We start from the raw sequence: 18,748 nt of genomic DNA on the forward strand, positions 1-18,748 counted from the left end.
GTCAGAGTCAGAGGAGACCCGGGTCTGACGGCCGTGCCCGCTGGCCGGGAGTACCCTTTTCACCATGGCCTACGACGAGATGCGGATCGGTGATCAGGAGCGCGACGAGGCCGTCGAGCTGCTCCAGGAGCACATGTCCGAGGGCCGCCTCACTGCTGATGAGTTCGGCGAGCGGATGTCCAAGGCCCTCGAAGCGAGGACCCTGCGAGACCTGACCGTCCTCTTCACGGACCTCCCCGGGCGCAGGCCCGGCCAGCAGCACGAGCAGGTGATGCCGTTCGGCGACCCCGCCTGGAGCACGCCCGCCCCACCACCCACCTATGGCGCCGAGGCCCGGCCGCACCGCGCCGCCCACCCGCATCACGGCGTCGGCAAACCCTGGTACACGCAGTGGTGGATCTTCGTGCTGGCCATCATTCTCACGTCCATGACAGGCGGCCGGATGGGTTTCCTCATCCCCGCCGTCGCCATCTGGATCTTCGTGATCGCCCCCGCGATGGACAGGGAGCGGCAGCGGCGCCAGCAGGCGGTCGCTGCGCCGCCACGGCCGCTGACGTTCTACGAACGCGAGGAACTGCTGGACGAGATCCGCTCCGGCCGCCCCATCACCGCCATCAAGCGGTACCGGGAGCTGACCGGGGCGGACCTGTACACCGCGAAGATGACCGTCGAGGCCCTGCGCCGCGAGATCGGCCGCTGACGCCCCAGAGCTGGTCGCTCTCAGGGTTGGTCTACCCACCCACATAGCGACCGGTTCCGGAGGGACTCGCCGGCTCGGGCTCAGACCATCGAGATGCCGTCGCCCACCCTGTCGAACCGCACCGTCTGGCCGTCGTGGATCTCCCCGGACAGCAGCCCGCGGGCGAGCTGGTCCTCGATGGTCGTCTGCACCAGCCGACGCAGCGGACGCGCACCGTAGACGGGGTCGAAGCCCACGTCCCCCAGCCACTGCTGCGCCGCCTCCGACACATCGATCGAGATCCGCCGCGACTCGAGCCGGCGATTGAGCCTCGAGATCTGGATGTCGACGATCCTGCCCAGCTCTTCGGGGGTCAGGGCGTCGAACAGGACCACATCGTCGAGCCGGTTGAGGAACTCAGGCCGGAACGCCTGGCGCACCACGCCCATCACCGCGGCGCGTTTCTCCTCCCGCGACAACTGCTGGTCCGCCATGAACTGCGACCCCAGGTTGGAGGTCATGATCAGCAGCGTGTTGCGGAAATCCACCGTGCGACCCTGGCCGTCGGTGAGGCGGCCGTCGTCGAGGACCTGGAGCAGGATGTTGAACAGGTCCGGGTGGGCCTTCTCCACCTCGTCGAGCAGCACCACGGAGTAGGGCCGACGGCGGACGGCCTCGGTGAGCTGGCCGCCCTCCTCGTAGCCGATGTAGCCGGGAGGGGCGCCGACGAGGCGGGCCACGGAGTGCTTCTCCGAGTACTCGCTCATGTCGATGCGCACCAGCGCCGTCTCGTCGTCGAAGAGGAAGTCCGCGAGCGACTTCGCGAGCTCCGTCTTGCCCACACCTGTGGGGCCGAGGAACAGGAACGAGCCGGTGGGCCGGTTCGGGTCCGAGATGCCGGCGCGGGAGCGCCGGATGGCGTCCGAGACGGCCTTGACCGCGGGGGCTTGGCCGATCAGGCGCTCCCCGATCCGCTCCTCCATGTGCAGCAGCTTCTCGCTCTCGCCCTGCAGCATCCGCCCGACGGGGATGCCGGTCCAGGCCGCGACCACCTCGGCGATGTCGGTGGCACTCACCTCGTCGGAGACCATCTGGGCGGTGGTATCGGCGGTCTCGGCCTCGGTGAGCTCGCGCTCGACAGTGGGAATGTCGCCGTAGAGGATCTGCGAGGCGCGGGTGAGGTCGCCCTCGCGCTGCGCCTTGTCCGCCTCGACGCGAAGCTGGTCGATGCGTTCCTTGAGGTCGCCCACGCGGTTGAGCCCGCTCTTCTCCGATTCCCACCGCGCCTCCAGTCCGCGCAGCTTCTCCTGCGCGTCCGCCAGCTCGGCGCGCAGCGCCGCCAGCCGCTCCTTCGACGCCTCGTCCTCCTCCTTCTCCAGGTGGAAGGTCTGCATGGTCATCCGGTCCACGTCGCGGCGCAGCATGTCGATCTCCTCCGGGGAGGAGTCGATCTCCATCCGCAGCCGGGAGGCGGCCTCGTCGACCAGGTCGATGGCCTTGTCAGGCAGCTGTCGCGACGTGATGTAGCGGTCAGACAGCGCGGCCGCGGCCACCAGCGCCGAGTCCGTGATCCGCACCTTGTGGTGCGCCTCGTAGCGTTCGCGCAGGCCGCGCAGGATCGCGACGGTGTCGTCGACCGACGGCTCGCCGACGTAGACCTGCTGGAAGCGTCGCTCCAGGGCCGGGTCCTTCTCGATCCGCTCGCGGTACTCGTCGAGCGTGGTGGCGCCGATCATCCGCAGCTCGCCGCGGGCCAGCATGGGCTTGAGCATGTTGCCGGCATCCATCGCGCCCTCGCCCGAGGCCCCGGCGCCGACGACGGTGTGGAGCTCGTCGATGAAGGTGACGATCTGCCCCTCCGCCTCGCGGATCTCGGAGAGGACGGCCTTGAGCCGCTCCTCGAACTCGCCGCGATACTTGGCGCCGGCCACCATCGACGCCAGGTCCAGCGAGACCAGACGTCGGCCCTTGAGGGAATCAGGCACGTCTCCGGCCACGAGCCGCTGCGCGAGGCCCTCGACGACGGCGGTCTTGCCCACGCCAGGCTCGCCGATCAGGACGGGGTTGTTCTTCGTGCGGCGTGCGAGCACCTGGACGACGCGTCGGATCTCGGAGTCGCGGCCGATGACCGGGTCCAGCTTGCCGGAGCGGGCGCGCTCGGTGAGGTCGATGGAGTACTTGTCCAGCGCGGATTCGCCGCCCTCGGACTCCGCCGAGGTCACCCGCTTGCCGCCGCGCAGCTCCGCGAACTTCGCCGTCAGTGCGTCCGTGGTGACGCCGGCGCGGTCCAGGATGGTCTTGGCATCCGAGGCCACCATCGCCAGCCCGATCAGCAGGTGCTCGGTGGCGACGAAGTCGTCGCCGAGGCTGTCGGCGAGGGTCTCGGCTGACGCCAGGACGCGCGCGAACGGACCGGACAGCGCCGGTTGGGAGACCGAGGAGCCGCTTGTGGAGGGCAGCTTCGCGATGGCCGCGGTGGCCGCCGAGTCGACCTGCGCGGGGTCGGCCCCGGCCGCTTCGAGCAGCGCGCCGACGGTGTTGTCGGGGGTGAGCAGGAGTCCGTGCAGCAGGTGCACGGGCTCGGTGTTCGGGTTGCCGTGGGTGAGGGCCTGTCGGGCCGCCGCCGTGACGGCGTCGCGGGACTTCGTCGTGAGCTTTTCGGTGTTCATCAGGGTGCCTCCTAGGAGCGGTTTCAGAGTTGAGTCTACTACACTCAACCCTGATTTCCGGATTCGGTGGCACGCCCACGGCCGTGCACGAAACGCCGCTTCGATCGGGCTCCGGACACGCAGGGACACCCGATGACCGGAAGCGACGGCGTGTCGTGCCCGCTCCGCTGCTTCCGTGACGCGCCCCCAGGCTGGGCCGGGTCGAGAGCTGCAGCGGCGAAACCCCGCGACACTGCGGCGCGGGCCGGTAGCCTCGGACGCGTGATCAAGCGCACCGACGAAGCCCCCGAGAAGACCGCCGCCCCGGAGCCCGACCGTGTCGTCGAGCCATATGAGGAGGAGATGCCGGAGATCACCTTCGACGAGGCCCGCTTCGCCGCGCGGCCGGCGCGGCTGCGCCCCCGCGCCCGCCGTCGTCAAGGCGACGAGAGCCCCATCACCCCGCCCTTCGAGCCGTCCGGCACGAACCGCGCCTACGTCGAGTGGTTGGAGGAGCAGTCGATGCTCCACGACGCGGAGAAGGTGGCCCGGCAGCTCGCCGGCAGCCACACCATGTGGTCCAACCCCTACGCCCACCCGGACCCGCGGGCCGCCCTTCAGCGGGCCTCGGTCTGGTACACCGCCTACCCGCTGTCGCACATCACCGCACCCGGCCAGTCCTTCCTCGGGGCGCTCGGCTCGGCCGAGCTGTGGGAGGCGTTCGCCGCCGTCGGCATCGACGCCCTGCACACCGGCCCGGTCAAGCTCGCCGGCGGGCTCGACGGATGGGAGGTGACCCCCAGCGTGGACGGGCACTTCGACCGCATGTCCATGGCCATCGACCCGCTGTTCGGCACGGAGGACGAGTTCCGTGAGATGGGCGAGATGGCCACCCGTCACAACGGCACCATCATCGACGACATCGTCCCCGGCCACACCGGCAAGGGCGCCGACTTCCGGCTCGCGGAGCTGAACTACCGCGACTACCCGGGCATCTACCACATGGTCGACATCCCCGAGGTGGCGTGGCACCTGCTGCCGGACGTCCCGGAGGGGCGGGACTCCGTCAACCTCACGCCGGAGGTGGAGCGGGCGTTGGCCGACGAGGGCTACATCATCGGCGCGCTCCAACGCGTCATCTTCTACGAGCCGGGCGTGAAGGAGACCAACTGGTCAGTCACGCCGCCGATCCGCGACTACAAGGGCACGCTGCGCCGCTGGGTCTACCTGCACTACTTCAAGGAGGGGCAGCCCACCATCAACTGGCTGGACCCCACCTGTGCAGGCATGCGCCTGGTGATGGGCGACGCCCTGCACTCGCTACTGGATCTGGGCTCGGGCGGACTGCGGCTGGACGCCAACGGCTTCCTGGGCGTGGAGCGCGCCGTCGACGCCCCCGCCTGGTCCGAGGGCCATCCCCTGTCCCAGGCCGCCAACCAGTTGATCGGCTCGCTGGTACGCAAGGTGGGCGGCTTCACCTTCCAGGAACTGAACCTGGCCATGGACGACATCCAGCGCACGGGCGCCGTCGGCCCGGACCTGTCCTACGATTTCGTCACCCGGCCCGCCGCCCAGGTGGCGTTGGCCACCAGCGACACCGAGTTCCTGCGCCTGGTGCTGCGCGAGGCGATGGAGATCGGCATCGACCAGGCCTCTCTCGTCCACGCGATGCAGAACCACGACGAGCTCACCTACGAACTGGTCCACTTCGCGGCCGCACACCGCGACGACCTGTACACCCTCGGCGGGGTCGACTACCGCGGCAACGACCTGGCCGAGCACATCCGCCAGACCATGCGCGACACGCTCACCGGCGACGCCGCGCCCTACAACGCGATCTTCACCCAGAACGGCATCGCGAGCACCACCGCATCGATCGTCACCGCCTCGCTCGGCATCTCGGACCTGAACGCCATCACCGACGCCGACGTCCGGCGCATCTCCGCCGCTCACCTGCTGCTCTGCATGTACAACGCGTGGCAGCCGGGCGTGTTCGCGCTCTCCGGTTGGGACCTCGTCGGGGCCCTGCCCTTGGAGCGTGACGCCGTGAAGAGCCTCATCAGCAGCGGCGACACGCGCTGGATCGAGCGCGGCGCCTACGACATCCTCGGGGTCGCGCCCGAGGTGAAGAAGTCCGCCTCCGGGATGCCCAGGGCCCGCACGCTGTACGGCCCGCTGCCCGAGCAGCTCAAGCGCGACACTTCCTTCGCCTCCCGCCTGGCAGCCGTCCTCAAGGTCCGCAAGCGCAACGGCCTCGCGTCGGGTCGCCTGGTGGACGTGCCGGAGGTGGGCAACAAGGCGTTGCTGGTGCTGGTCAACGAGCTGGAGGTCGGCGCCACGCAGATCACCGCCCTCAACTTCGGGGCCGAGAAGATCGAGGCCCGCATTCAGTCCGAGGCGCTGCCGTCGGGGAGGGTGTTCGACCTGAGCACCCGGCGGAAGGTGGGCACCGTCGACGATCTGGGAGGGTTCAGCGTCGAGCTGCCGGCCTTCGGCGGTTTGGCCATGATCATCCGGGACTGACCTCCCCCAGTTTCAGGACGACGGCTCAAGCCGGTGTCCTGAACCTGGGCGGCGCCGTTTCGATGGGATGTGGCCTGATTCCTGAACTACAACTCGCGCAATAGGATTCATCCATGCCATCGGACGACTGGACCTTCCTGACCAACTATGGGCATGTGCTCGTGGCGCTGTCCAAGGATCCGACGGCGCGCATGCGCGACCTCGCGGAGCAGGTGGGCATCACGGAGCGGGCGGTCCAGCAGATCGTGGGCGAGCTGGTCGCGCACGGCTACGTTGTCAGAGAGAAGTCCGGCCGTCGAAACAGATACAGCCTCGCGGACAACACCTACATGCGGCACCCACTTGAAGGGAGCGTCAGCATCGCGGACTTCATCGCGACCCTCGGCACGGCCGACGACGCTGCCGAGGACGGCTCCCCGACACCGGGCGCGTCCGCCCTCGACGACGCCTCCCACAAGACTGATCCTCGGCCCGGCTGAGTCACGTCGGGCTCGCATCGGTCTAGATTTTCCGGAATTGTATTTCGTATGTTGGGTCACTACCGTTCATCACATGGACCCGCTCAGCTTCAGTGACCTGCTGTCCGCCAATCGCCGCTACGCGCGGTCGGCCCCCCGCCCGTTCGATGGGATAGCCCACGCCGGCGTCGCCGTCGTCACCTGCATGGACTCACGGCTCGAACCGCTCGAGATGATCGGCCTCACGCTCGGGGACGCCAAGATCCTGCGCACCCCTGGGGGTCATGTGACTCCGGACGCTCTCACCGGCTGCGTTCTCGCGGCCCACCTGCTCAACGTGAACCGGATCCTGGTGGTCCAGCACACCCACTGCGCCATGGCCAGCGGCGAGGACGACGCCATCCGACAGCGCGTCCTCGACACCACGGGCACCGACCTCGGCCCTCTTCCCATCGGCGCAGACCCGGACCAGCACGGGCGGATCCGCAGCGACGTCCACCTGCTGCAACAGCACCCGCTGATCGCGGACCGGGTGACGGTCGCCGGATTCCTGTACGACGTCGAGACCAGCCTCCTGGAGCAGATCGCGTGAGCGCGCCCCCTCCCCGAGGCAACCATCCGGTGACATGGGCGCGACCGCCTCATCTGGCCGGCGTTTGGCGTCCACCGGCTTGCTCGACCTGACAGAATCGACCCATGTCATCAGCCCAGAACAGGGAAGGCGCCAAGCTGGCCATCGTCGGCGCGGGCGCGGTTGGATCGTCACTGGCCTACGCGGCCCTCATCCGGGGCGTCGCCCGGCATGTCGTCCTGCACGACGTCAACGGCCCGAAGGTGCGGGCAGAGGCACTGGATCTCGCCCACGGCGGGCAGTTCCTGCCCGAGGCGGTGATCGAGGGCTCGGACGACGTGGACATCACGCGCGGCGCTGACGTCGTCGTCGTCACGGCCGGGGCCAAGCAGAAGCCTGGCCAGACGCGGATGGACCTGGCCGGCTCGACCGTTGGGCTGATCCGCAAGCTGATCCCGCCGTTGGTGGAGCGCTCCCCCAACGCCACCTTCATCATGGTCACCAACCCCGTCGACGTCACCACCCAGGCCGCGCTGAAGATCAGCGGGCTGCCGTCGAACCGGCTGTTCGGGTCCGGCACCGTGTTGGATTCGTCGCGGCTCCGGCAATTGATCGCCACCACCTGCGATGTCGCGGTGGGCAACGTGCACGCCTACGTGTGCGGCGAGCACGGAGACACCGAGACCCCCATGTGGAGCACCGCGACCATCGGCGGCGTGCCCCTGACCGAGTGGGAGCGCACGACGGGGCGGCTGGGCGAGCATGAGCGGGACGCCATCGCGCACCGTGTGGTCAACGCGGCCTACGAGGTGATCGAGGGCAAGGGGGCCACCAACTACGCCATCGGGTTGGCCGCCACGCGGATCATCGAGTCGGTGCTGCGCGATGAGCGGCGGGTGCTGCCGGTGTCGCGGATGCTGGAGGGTTGGCACGGGATCTCGGGTGTCTGCATGGCGGTGCCGACGGTGGTGGGCCGAGACGGCGCGGGCACGCAGCTGGAGCTTCCGGTGTCCGAGGACGAGTTGTCACGGCTGCGCACCAGCGCGGAACACATCCGCGCGATGTCAGAGGGGTTGGGCTTCTAGATCGGCTCGGTCGCTCGTCGCGCCACGACCCTGCACACGGTGGCGAGTCCCCTCAGTGGAGGATGGCGAGCACGTCGTGGCGCGGGCCCTCGTGGTCCGTCCAGCGGCCGATCAGCGAGCCGGCCGCGTTGTCCGGCGTCGGCACGGCCCTGATCAGCAGGCGCATGACCTCCAGGCGTTCGCCCTCTCCGGGGAGCGCTCCGGTGCCGTCCGCCGTCATGGTGATCGGGAGCTGCGCCCCGTGGGCGTCGCGCAGGTCGGCCTCGTGGTCCGCCTCCCGGATGATCCGCGACGCCTCGTCGACGAACACCGGGTCCGTCGCCGCGTCGTAGCAGTAGCGCAGGCCAAGCTCCGAGTGCTGCAGGGTGCCGATCGGCTGCACGCCGTCGAGCGGCGCGGCGCGCCACGTCACGGGCACGAAGTAGTACTCCCCTCCGGCGGAGATCACCATGCAGTCCAGCCCCACCTCGCCGTCGGGATCCAACAGCCTGAAGCCGGCGGCGCGCTGGAGCGTGGCGGGATCGCCGAAGAACCAGCGCTGCGTGGGCAGCCAGGCCTGGAGCAGCTCGATCTTCGACGGCGTGAGCCTGGCCCCCACGTGCAGCTCGGCGGCGCGCGTCACGATGCGGCCTCGGTGGCGTAGCGCTTGGCGGCGCGGGCCTGGGCCTTCACGCGCTCGGCGTCCCGGTCCTTCGGCGGAGCGGTGGTGACCAGCTCGTCGAGCAGGTCCGCCGTGATGTGGGCGATGGCGTGGACCGCGCGATGGAACGCCTCCTCGTTGGCCTTGCTGGGCTTGGTGACCCCCGCGACCTTGCGCACGTACTGCAGCACCGCGGCGTTCACCTCGTCGCTGGTGGCGGGAGGCTCGAAGTTGTTCAGCGGCCGGATGTTGCGACACATGCCGTCAAGCCTACGTTCACATCCCGCCCGGGCCCACCGCCCGGGAGTCATCTGCCACGATGAGTCCATGTTGGCGCTAGCGAAGACGCGGCCGGGCCCCGGGCTGGAGCTGATCGAGCTGCCGCGCCCCACCCCGAGCCCGAACGAGGTGCTCATCCGGGTCATGCGCACCGGGATCTGCGGCACCGACCTTCACATCGACGGCTGGGACGGCTGGGCGTCGCAGGTGGTGACCACCCCGCTCATCCTGGGGCATGAGTTCTGCGGCGAGATCGTGGAGTTAGGCTCGTCGGTGACAGGCCTCGAGGTGGGCCAGTTCATCTCCGGCGAGGGGCACTACGTGTGCGGGCGCTGCCGGGCCTGCCTCGCGGGGAAGCGGCACCTGTGCCGCAACACCCGGGGCATCGGGTACCACGTCGACGGCGCCTTCTGCGAATACTTCGCCATGCCGTCGTCGAATGTGTGGGTGCACCATACGCCGGTGGAGCCGGATGTCGCGGCGATCTTCGACCCGTTCGGCAACGCCGTCCACGCCGCCCTGCAGTTCCCGGCGCTCGCCGAGGACGTGCTGGTCAGCGGGGCCGGACCGATCGGGATCATGGCGGCGCTCGTCGCGAAGTTCCAGGGGGCGCGCAACGTGGTCATCACGGACCTCGGCGACGAGCGGCTCGCACTGGCTCGACGCGTGGGGCTGAGCAGCACCGTCAACGTCGCCCGTGAGGACCTGGCGGACGTCTACGAACGCTTCGACATGCGGGAGGGATTCGACATCGGGCTGGAGATGTCCGGATCTGGCGCGGCGCTGTCGTCGATGATCGCGCACATGACCCACGGCGGCCGGATCGCGCTGCTCGGGACGCCGTCGAAGCCGCTCGAGGTGGACTTCACCACCATCATCTTCAACATGCTGACCATTCAGGGGGTCACCGGCCGGCAGATCTTCGAGACCTGGTACGCCATGAGCGCCCTGCTTCGCTCCGGGCTGGACATCTCGGGGGTCATCACGCACCGCTTCCCCGCAACAGGGTTCCGCGAGGCGTTCGATGTCGCGGCGGCGGGGCACGCCGGCAAAGTCATCCTGACCTGGGACGAGTGAGGAGCACCATGGCATTCATGGACCACATCCGCGGCGAGCTCGAACAGCTGCGCGCGGACGGGCTGTACAAGACGGAGGCGCCGCTGACCACTGCGCAGGCAGCGCACGTCGGGACACCGTCGGGCGAGGTGATCAACCTCTGCGCCAACAACTACCTGGGGCTGGCGAACTCGCCGGTGCTGATCGCCGCCGCCAAGCGCGCCTACGACAGGTGGGGCTTCGGCATGGCGTCGGTCAGGTTCATCTGTGGAACCCAGACGCTGCATCAGGAGCTCGAGGTGCGCCTGACGGCGTTCCTGCGCAGCGGGCCCGACGGTCACGACGGCTGGGACACCATCCTGTACTCGTCGTGCTTCGACGCCAACGGCGGCCTGTTCGAGACCCTCTTCGGGGCGGAGGACGCCACCATCTCCGACGAGCTCAACCACGCCTCCATCATCGACGGGGTGCGGCTGAGCAAGGCCGCCCGCTACCGCTACCGCAACCGCGACATGACCGATCTGCGCGCCCAGCTGGAGGCGTCGCGGGGGGCACGGCACCGCGTCATCGCCACCGACGGGGTGTTCTCGATGGACGGTTTCGTCGCCCCGCTGGACGAGATCTGCGCCCTGGCCGACGAGTACGACGCGCTGGTGATGGTCGACGACTCACACGCGGTGGGCTTCGTCGGCGAGACGGGGGCCGGGACGCCGGAGCGGTTCGGGGTCATCGACCGCGTGGACATCCTCACCGGCACCCTCGGCAAGGCGCTCGGCGGCGCGTCGGGCGGTTACACGTCCGCGAGGCGTGAGGTGGTGGAGCTGCTGCGTCAACGGTCGCGGCCGTACCTGTTCAGCAACTCGCTGGCGCCGTCGATCGTCGCGGCGACAATCGCGTGCCTGGAGCTGCTGGAGTCGTCGTCGTCGCTGCTGGAACAGCTGGCCGAGAAGACGGCGTACTTCAGGCGGCGGATGGTGGAGGAAGGCTTCGAGATCCCGGAGTCGGACCACGCGATCGTGCCGGTGATGCTCGGTGACGCGGTGCTGGCGGCGAGGATGGCCGACGAGGTCCTCGCCCGGGGCGTCTACGTGAGGGCGTTCTCGTTCCCCGTCGTACCGAGGGGGGCTGCCAGGATCCGGACCCAGATGTCGGCGGGATTGTCGCGGGCGGACTTGGATGTCGCGGTGGAGGCGTTCGTGGCGGCCCGCGCCGCCGTCGGCGACGCTCACCCCGCCTAATCCGCGGAGACGGTCCCCCAGTGACGGGCCCCACGCTCAGACCACCACCGGGACACCGCCACAACGGGCACTTCTCCGCGGTCAGCGGGGCGGGAAGGGCGGCTGGTAGGCTCGCCGACGCCGGGGTGCCCCGAAGTCGGGGCTGAGAACACACCCGCAACACCTGATCTAGGTCGTGCTAGCGAAGGGAGCCACCACTCATGACCAACCCCACACCCTCCCCACCCGACGACGCCACCAAAGCCAGCGACGCCTCCACCCTCGGACCGACGAGCGCCATCCTCACCGCCGTCCGGGCCGCCACCCCGCTCGTGCACTGCATGACCAACACCGTCGTGCCCGAGATCACCGCCAACGTGCTCCTAGCCGCCGGCGCCGCCCCCGCCATGATCGACCTCCCCGAGGAGGCCGCCATCTTCGCGACGGTGGCCTCAGCCCTGCTCATCAACGTCGGCAACGGGCTCTCCGAGCAACACGAGGGCATGAGGCGCGCGGCGGCGGCCGCAGACGGCGCCGGCACCCCCTGGGTCCTGGACCCGGTCGCGGTCGGCGCCCTCCCCGTGCGCACCCAGCTCGCCCGCGACCTTCTCGCCCACCGCCCCACCGCCATCCGCGGCAACGCCTCCGAGATCCTCGGCCTCGCCGGGGCCAGCGGCGGGGGGCGCGGGGTGGACGCCACCGACGAGGTGGAGGCCGCCGTCGAGACCGCCCGCGAGCTGGCCGCACAGACCGGCGCCGTCGTGGCCATCTCCGGGCCCGTCGACGTCATCGTCAGCCCCACCCGCACCACGCGCGTCACCGGCGGCGACCCGCTCATGCCGCTGGTCATCGGCACCGGGTGCGCGCTGGGCGCGACTGTCGCGGCGGCCCTTGGCGCCACCCGTGCCGACGGCCCTGCCCCGCACGCCTCCCACGACGCGGTCGTCGCCGCCCACGCCCTCTTCGGCGCCGCGGGCCTGGCCGCAGCACGCGAGGCCCGCCACCCGGGCAGCTTCCGCACCGCCTGGCTCGACGCCCTTCACGCGCTCACCCCCGACGAGGTCGCCGCCCTCGTCACCGTCGAGGAGCAGCCATGACGCAGGCCACGCCAGGCCTCGCCGACGGTGTGGACTGGCGCGTCTACTACGTCACGGACACCGCGATGTCGGGCGGCCCGGCCCACGTGCCGGGGATCGTCGAGCAGGCCATCCTCGGCGGCGCCGGCGTGGTGCAGATCCGCGACAAGGACCTCCACGGCACCGAGTTCCTCGCCCTGGCCCGCGCCTGCGTCGACGCCCGTGACAGGGCATTCGACGCCACCGGACGCACCACGGCGCTCGTCGTCAACGACCGCCTCCACGTCGCCGAGGAACTCGGCCTCCACTTCCACCAGGGCCAGGACGACGGCGCCATCAGCCAGGCCCGCGCCCGCCTCGGCCGCGACCTTCTCATCGGTCTCAGCATCTCGACCGAGGCCGAGCTGGACGCGGAGCTGAGCGACCTCACCGCGGACGTCCTCGGCCTCTCGCCGCTCTGGGCCACCCCCACCAAGACCGACGCCGCCCCCGCCCTGGGCCTCGACGGCGCCGCCCGCCTGGTCCTGCGCACCGCGGGACGGGCCAAGACTGTCGCGATCGGCGGCATCAACGCCACCAACGCCGCCGTGGCGATCGCCACCGGGGTCGACGGCATCTGTGTGGTCTCAGCCCTCACCACCGCGCCCGATCCCCGAGCGGCCGCCGACGAGCTGCTCGCACTCTGGAGAACCCGATGACACGAACATCCACCCCGAAGATCGCCCTCAGCATCGCCGGCTCAGACCCCAGCGGCGGCGCCGGCATCCAGGCCGACCTCAAGACCTTCACCGCGCTCGGCGTCTACGGCGCGGCGGCGCTCGCCGGACTCACGGTCCAGAACACGCAGGGCGTCCGCCAGGCCCGCCCCGTGGACCCGGCCTTCGTCCGCGACCAGATCCTCGCCGTCTTCGACGACCTCCCCGTCGCCGCCACGAAGCTCGGCATGCTCTCCAACGCAGCCGTCGCCAACGCCGTCGCCGACGTCCTGGAGGAACGCCGCGACGACGCGGGCCTCATCATCCTGGACCCCGTCATGATTGCAACCTCCGGCGACGCGCTGCTCACCGACGACGCCATCGACGTGGTGCGCACCCGCCTGCTCCCCCTCGCGGACCTGGTGACCCCGAACGTCCCCGAGGCGGCCGTCCTCCTGGACCAACCGCCCGTGACCGACACCAACGGCCTCATCCGCCAGGCCCGGCAACTGGTGGCGGCAGGAGTGCGCGCCGTCCTGGCCAAGGGCGGGCACCTCACCGACCCGGAGCTCACCGACGTCTTCGCCCACGGCACAGAGTTGGCGCTGCTGACCGGCCCGCGCTTCAACACCCGCCATACTCACGGCACCGGCTGCACGCTCAGCTCCGCCATCGCCGCCGTCGCCGCCCGCCGCGGCGACACTCGCGCCACTGGCGTGCGGCTGGAGTCGGTGGAGGAGGCCCGGGACTACCTGATGCGCGCCCTGGACTCTGGCTCGCGGTGGACCCTCAGCCGCACCCCCCACTCGGGCCACGGCCCCGTCGACCACCTCGTGGGGCGCGCCGAGGTGGGGTTGTGAGCATCGACTGGGCCCCCGGCCCGTTCAGCACCCAGGCGTGGGAGGCCACCTCAGCCATCCGGGCGCGCATCGACCGTCTCCCACTCCTCACCGAGCTTGCCGACGGCACCCTGGAGCCCCGCCGCTTCGTCGAGTACCTCGGCCAGGACGACTTCTATCTCCGCGGCTACACCCGTGCGCTGGCCACGCTCGCCTCCCGCGCTCCCACCTCCCGCGAGGCGGCCTTCTGGGCCCGGAGCGCCGGCGAGGCCGTGGAGGCGGAGGTCCTCATGCACGACGCCCTCTTGGCCGACGACCGCCTCCGCGACCTTCCGCGCCCCGCCGTCGCATCCCCCACCACCCGGGCCTACGTCAACTCCCTGCTGGCGGCCACCGCCTTCGAGCCGTACGCGGTAGGGGTGGCGGCGGTGCTGCCCTGCTACTGGGTCTACGCGGACGTCGGCGCCACCCTCGCCGACAGGGCCGCCCACCTCGACGGCCACCCCTACGCCGGCTGGGTGGCCGCCTACGCAGACGCGGCCTTCCAGCAGGTGACGCGCGAGGCCATCACACTCCTCGATGAGACGGCTGCCTCAAGCGACGGCGCGACCCGCGAGCGGATGCTCACCGCCTTCGTCGACGCAACCTGGTACGAGGAACAGTTCTGGGCACGGGCCTACGCGCTGGAGGTCTGGGAAGCCTGAGAATCAGGCGGCCGTGCGCTGCGCCGAGCCTCCGGCCAAGGCCCTGCGCATGGCCCGCACCTGATCGAATCCGATCACCCACCCCGTCATCCGGACGCTGCGGTAGAGCGGCGTCTGGAGCAGATCGCCCTGCGCGTCGTACACCTCGGGAAAACCGCGATCGCGGCGCATGGCGGCCTCGAAATGCCCGATGTGGCGATCCGCCTCCTCCAGATACCCCTCCAACCGGGTGGACCGAAAGAGCAGCAGGAGTGTCTTGATGTACTCCATGCCCCAGAAGCTCCAGATCGAGTCGCCACCGTAGTTCGGCACCGCGAAGCGGACCACGGCAAATTGGCGATGCGACCGCCGCTCCTGTTGATATTTGATGGCGAAGGGGTGCGCAATCCCCTCGGCGCGAATGTAATCCACGGACCTCTCGAAATAGTGCCGCTCATCAGGCGACTCGGGATCCAGGAAGCGGGTGGCCAGCACGATGAGCCAATCCGAGGAGTAGAGCCGTCGAGACGTTCCCTCAGCGGAAAGGTCCTCCAGGAAATGTCCGTCATCGTCGAGCCAGAACGTGTTGAGGATGCGCGACTTCAGCCGGGCCAGGAAATTGAGGTCCGTGGGGATGAGGCCCAGGTCCATGGCGAGGTGGGTGGTCTTCCAGAAGACCACGTTGTCGTAGAAGGACGATTCACGCTTCACGATGTCCTTGGCGCCGGACATGGTCACCGACGGATCGATCAGGCCGAGGTCCTCGTCGAACACGCGGCGACGGTAGCCCAGGTAGTGGCGGATCAGCGCGCCCCGGTAGGTGTCGAGCAGCAGCGCCGCAGCCTCCCGGGTGCCGAGCACCGACTGCTCCTCGCCGTAGCTCGCCGCCCGAGCCGGTTCTCTGCCGAGCAGCGCGCCGAGCGCGTACAGCATGCCGTAGAGGGTGTCTGACGGGTAGGAATGGAAGTTGACGCAGGTCGCCTCCCACGGCCCAATCGGGACGATGGTGGTGGCGAGGTCATCGGTCTTGTCGAAAACACCGAGCGCGTAGGCCAGCGTCTGCAGATAGACAAGTTGCCGGTCACGCCACTGATCGTCGGTGGCAGGCAGCTGGGTGTCCAGCGTGGGGTAGTAGAACACGCCGAGATTGCGGACGAACAGCGAAGAGAAGTGGTCTCCCGAGATCAGCAACAGTTTGGACGGATCGAAGCGGAGCCGGTAGATCTCCTCGATGATCCGATCCACTGACGCACCCCTTCCCGTCCGGGGACGCAACGAGTATCGGCTGGCGAGGATGTGAAAGGCGTTCTTTGCCATCCCGAACACCCTGTAGCGGAGGCCTGTGCGCACCCTCAGCCTGGCGTTTGAGTCGATCGCCTCGATGGCGTTGAGTTTCATCTCCGCCACATATGGACGGCGAACGATCGACAACCTGCTGAAGGGATCAGTCATCATGGCCATCAGCGACCCGACGCTCATCGCCCCGAGAAGGACGTAGAGCATCATCATGGCCCCATCCTAGGGATCCGAGTGGGGGGCCGGGGTGGTCGCCGAGCGCACGTCATCGTCGTGCGCCCCGCGATTGCGCGGCGCCCATCCACCTCCCCCGCCGGCCACGGGACGATGTCCGCACCCCGGAGGGTTGCGACTTTCTACCGCCGCTCAACTAATGTTTGCGCCATGCCTGATATCCCGCAGCCTGGACGGCCGTTCCCCGCGGACGAGACGCCCAACACTGATACCCGCACATACGGACCCGCCTCCACCCCGAAGCACCCCCTCGCCACGGCACCCGTCGGCGCCCCGCCGTTCTCGGTCGACGGCTTCGTGCGAGAGTTCCTGCACGAGCTCAACACCAACCAGGGTGTGACCCTCTCGGGCTCGAGCGTCAACGACCAGTACCTCGCCCTCGCCAGCACCGTCAAGAACTACCTGATGGCCCGCTGGCTCGAGACCAAGCGCACCACGCGCGAGGCGAAGGTCAAGACCATCGGCTACCTGTCCGCCGAGTATCTCCTCGGACGGCAGCTGGGCAACGCGCTGCTCGCCACGGACCTGAGCGACATCGCCAAGCAGGGCCTCGAACTCTGTGGGATCGATCTCCCCACGCTCCGCGCCCAGGAGGTGGAGCCAGGCCTCGGCAACGGCGGCCTCGGCCGCCTCGCCGCCTGCTTCATCGACTCCATGGCCACCATGGACGTCCCCAGCATCGGCTACGGAATCCGCTACGAGTACGGCATCTTCCGCCAGACCTTCGTCGACGGGCGACAGGTCGAGCAGCCCGACACGTGGCTGGCCCTCGGCTCGCCGTGGGAGTTCCCGCACCCCGAGGCCAGCGTCCAGGTCAATTTCGGCGGTCACACCGAGACCTCCCTGGACGAAGACGGCCGCGAGCACACCCGCTGGGTTCCCGCCTGGAACGTCCTGGCCGTCCCCTACAACTACATGGTGCCGGGGTACCTGAACGGTCGCGTCAATACGCTGCGGCTGTGGAGCGCATCGGCCAGCAAGGCGTTCGATCTCCAGATCTTCAACGCAGGTGACTACGCCCAGGCGGTGCGAGCCCAGACCTTCGCGGAGAACATCTCCAAGGTGCTCTATCCCGAGGACTCGACGCCGCAGGGCAAGGAGCTGCGCCTGCAGCAGCAGTACTTCTTCGTGGCGGCCTCGCTGCACGACTTCCTCACCAACGAGCTCGAGGAGGGCTTCGACCTGCACAACCTGTCGGAGCGGATCATCTTCCAGCTCAACGACACCCACCCCGTCATCGCCGTGCCGGAGCTCATGCGCGTCCTCATCGACGACAAGGGCTTCGAGTGGGACGAGGCGTGGAAGGTCACCAGGTCCTGCTTCGCCTACACCTGCCACACGCTGCTGCCTGAGGCCCTCGAAGTGTGGTCGACCGAGCTGCTCGGGCGCCTGCTGCCGCGCCACCTGGAGATCATCTTCAGGATCAACGAGGAGTTCCTCGCCGAGGTGCGCGAGGCGTTCCCGGGCGACGAGATGCGCGCCCGCAGGATGTCGATGATCACCGAGTACCCGGAGCGCGGCGTTCGGATGGCCTACCTGGCCACCGTGGCGGGCACCAAGGTCAACGGCGTCGCCGAGCTGCACTCGCAGCTCCTCCGCGACAAGGTGCTGCCGGACTTCTCCCAGTTGTGGCCGGACAAGTTCACCAACGTCACCAACGGCGTCACCCCGCGTCGCTTCGTGCGGATGGCCAACTTCAAGCTCGCCGAACTCATCACGGACCACATCGGCCCCGGCTGGGTCACGGATCTTGAGCGGCTCAAGGAGCTCGAGCCCTACGCCGACGACCCCGAGTTCCAGGAGAGGTTCCGCGAAGTCAAGGCGTGGAACAAGAAGCGCCTGACCGATCTGCTGCTCAAGCGCGACGGTATCGAACTCCCCGCCGGCCACATGCTCGACGTGATGGTCAAGCGCCTCCACGAGTACAAGCGCCAGTCCCTCAAGCTGCTCCACATCGTCTCGCTGTACGAGCAGGTGATCAGCGGCAAGATCGAGGCTTCCGAGGTCACGCCGCGCACCGTCGTGTTCGGCGCGAAGGCGGCCCCCGGCTACCGGATGGCCAAGGACACGATCCACCTGATCAACTCCGTGGCCAGGAAGGTCAACTCCGACGAGCGGCTCGAGGGTCGTCTCAAGGTGGCGTTCCCGGCCAACTACAACGTGACCCTGGCTGAGAAGCTGATCCCGGCCTCGGACCTCTCGGAGCAGATCTCGCTGGCCGGCATGGAGGCCTCGGGCACGGGCAACATGAAGTTCGCGCTCAACGGCGCGCTGACCATCGGCACGGACGACGGCGCGAACGTCGAGATCCGGCGCCTGGTGGGCGACAAGCACTTCTTCCTGTTCGGCATGGTTGAGCCGGAGGTCGCGGAGCTGGGCGCGAAGGGCTACAACCCGGGCTCGTACTACGAGTCCAACCCGCAGCTGAAGGCGGCGCTGGATCTCATCCTCTCGGGCGAGTTCAGCTACGGCGACACCCACATGTTCGACTCGGTGGTGTTCAACCTGCTGCACCACGACCGGTTCATGGCGCTGGCGGACTTCCAGCCCTACATCGAGGCGCAGGCGAAGGTGGAGGCGAAGTACGCCGACCAGAAGGCGTGGACGCGTTCAGCCATCCTCAACGTGGCGCGCAGCGGCTACTTCAGCTCGGACCGCTCGATGCGCGACTACCTGCAGCGCATCTGGCACACCACCCCGATGATCTGACCCCGGTTCACCGACGCTGAGGGCCCCTGCTGACCGGCAGGGGCCCTCAGCGCTCCCAGC

At 69.1% G+C, this 18,748-nt stretch carries 16 protein-coding genes and 1 riboswitch; of the genes, 12 read left to right on the top strand and 4 right to left on the bottom strand.

The window, feature by feature from the left end:
- Positions 1-64: 64 nt before the first annotated feature.
- Complete coding sequence (locus H5398_RS01735; protein ID WP_182798768.1) at positions 65-700, top strand: DUF1707 domain-containing protein; 636 nt, start codon at positions 65-67, stop codon at positions 698-700.
- A gap of 80 nt (positions 701-780) precedes the next feature.
- Here the strand turns inward: H5398_RS01735 and clpB are convergent, their stop codons facing one another.
- On the bottom strand, positions 781-3,348 hold the full coding sequence (clpB, locus tag H5398_RS01740) for an ATP-dependent chaperone ClpB (RefSeq protein ID WP_182798769.1): 2,568 nt from the start codon (positions 3,346-3,348) through the stop codon (positions 781-783).
- Between the two features lie 261 nt (positions 3,349-3,609).
- Here clpB and treS point away from each other — a divergent pair, with 261 nt between their 5' ends.
- The 4 genes from treS (at position 3,610) to H5398_RS01760 (ending at position 7,964) form a co-directional block, all read left to right on the top strand.
- Positions 3,610-5,850 (top strand): maltose alpha-D-glucosyltransferase, encoded by a 2,241-nt coding sequence (gene treS, locus H5398_RS01745; protein ID WP_370585672.1) that lies wholly within the window; start codon positions 3,610-3,612, stop codon positions 5,848-5,850.
- A gap of 113 nt (positions 5,851-5,963) precedes the next feature.
- Positions 5,964-6,329 (top strand): winged helix-turn-helix domain-containing protein, encoded by a 366-nt coding sequence (locus H5398_RS01750; protein ID WP_182798770.1) that lies wholly within the window; start codon positions 5,964-5,966, stop codon positions 6,327-6,329.
- A 73-nt stretch (positions 6,330-6,402) separates the two neighbouring features.
- Entirely contained in the window at positions 6,403-6,900 is a 498-nt protein-coding gene (locus H5398_RS01755; RefSeq protein ID WP_182781545.1) for a carbonic anhydrase, read from the top strand.
- 104 nt (positions 6,901-7,004) lie between these two features.
- Complete coding sequence (locus H5398_RS01760; RefSeq protein WP_182798771.1) at positions 7,005-7,964, top strand: L-lactate dehydrogenase; 960 nt, start codon at positions 7,005-7,007, stop codon at positions 7,962-7,964.
- A gap of 52 nt (positions 7,965-8,016) precedes the next feature.
- Here the strand turns inward: H5398_RS01760 and H5398_RS01765 are convergent, their stop codons facing one another.
- Entirely contained in the window at positions 8,017-8,586 is a 570-nt protein-coding gene (locus H5398_RS01765) for a 1,4-alpha-glucan branching protein (RefSeq protein ID WP_182798772.1), read from the bottom strand.
- The gene (locus H5398_RS01770) at positions 8,583-8,864 is read right to left on the bottom strand and encodes a DUF2277 domain-containing protein (RefSeq protein WP_182798773.1); all 282 of its coding nucleotides are present in this window, start codon (positions 8,862-8,864) and stop codon (positions 8,583-8,585) included. Before H5398_RS01770 ends, H5398_RS01765 begins: the two co-directional genes overlap by 4 nt.
- Before the next feature lie 67 nt (positions 8,865-8,931).
- Here H5398_RS01770 and tdh point away from each other — a divergent pair, with 67 nt between their 5' ends.
- From tdh to H5398_RS01800, 6 genes are all read left to right on the top strand, one after another.
- Positions 8,932-9,960: an L-threonine 3-dehydrogenase gene (gene tdh, locus H5398_RS01775; protein ID WP_182781541.1), complete on the top strand. Its 1,029-nt coding sequence runs from the start codon at positions 8,932-8,934 to the stop codon at positions 9,958-9,960.
- A gap of 17 nt (positions 9,961-9,977) precedes the next feature.
- Entirely contained in the window at positions 9,978-11,177 is a 1,200-nt protein-coding gene (locus H5398_RS01780) for a glycine C-acetyltransferase (protein ID WP_255443498.1), read from the top strand.
- 111 nt (positions 11,178-11,288) lie between these two features.
- Positions 11,289-11,384, top strand: a riboswitch (TPP riboswitch).
- The gene (thiM, locus tag H5398_RS01785) at positions 11,378-12,253 is read left to right on the top strand and encodes a hydroxyethylthiazole kinase (RefSeq protein ID WP_182798775.1); all 876 of its coding nucleotides are present in this window, start codon (positions 11,378-11,380) and stop codon (positions 12,251-12,253) included. It overlaps the preceding riboswitch by 7 nt.
- Positions 12,250-12,930, top strand: a complete 681-nt coding sequence (locus H5398_RS01790; protein ID WP_182798776.1) for a thiamine phosphate synthase — start codon at positions 12,250-12,252, stop codon at positions 12,928-12,930. Before thiM ends, H5398_RS01790 begins: the two co-directional genes overlap by 4 nt.
- On the top strand, positions 12,927-13,787 hold the full coding sequence (gene thiD / locus H5398_RS01795) for a bifunctional hydroxymethylpyrimidine kinase/phosphomethylpyrimidine kinase (RefSeq protein WP_182781537.1): 861 nt from the start codon (positions 12,927-12,929) through the stop codon (positions 13,785-13,787). The genes H5398_RS01790 and thiD overlap by 4 nt, the downstream gene beginning before the upstream one ends.
- On the top strand, positions 13,784-14,470 hold the full coding sequence (locus H5398_RS01800; protein WP_182781536.1) for a TenA family protein: 687 nt from the start codon (positions 13,784-13,786) through the stop codon (positions 14,468-14,470). Before thiD ends, H5398_RS01800 begins: the two co-directional genes overlap by 4 nt.
- 3 nt (positions 14,471-14,473) lie before the next feature.
- Here the strand turns inward: H5398_RS01800 and H5398_RS01805 are convergent, their stop codons facing one another.
- Positions 14,474-15,958, bottom strand: a complete 1,485-nt coding sequence (locus H5398_RS01805) for a hypothetical protein (RefSeq protein ID WP_182798777.1) — start codon at positions 15,956-15,958, stop codon at positions 14,474-14,476.
- Positions 15,959-16,129: 171 nt separating this feature from the next.
- Between H5398_RS01805 and H5398_RS01810 the strand changes: the two genes are divergently transcribed.
- Complete coding sequence (locus tag H5398_RS01810; RefSeq protein WP_182798778.1) at positions 16,130-18,688, top strand: glycogen/starch/alpha-glucan phosphorylase; 2,559 nt, start codon at positions 16,130-16,132, stop codon at positions 18,686-18,688.
- Positions 18,689-18,748: the final 60 nt, after the last annotated feature.

It is taken from the genome of Tessaracoccus sp. MC1679 (assembly GCF_014164775.1).
Lineage (GTDB): Bacteria > Actinomycetota > Actinomycetes > Propionibacteriales > Propionibacteriaceae > Arachnia.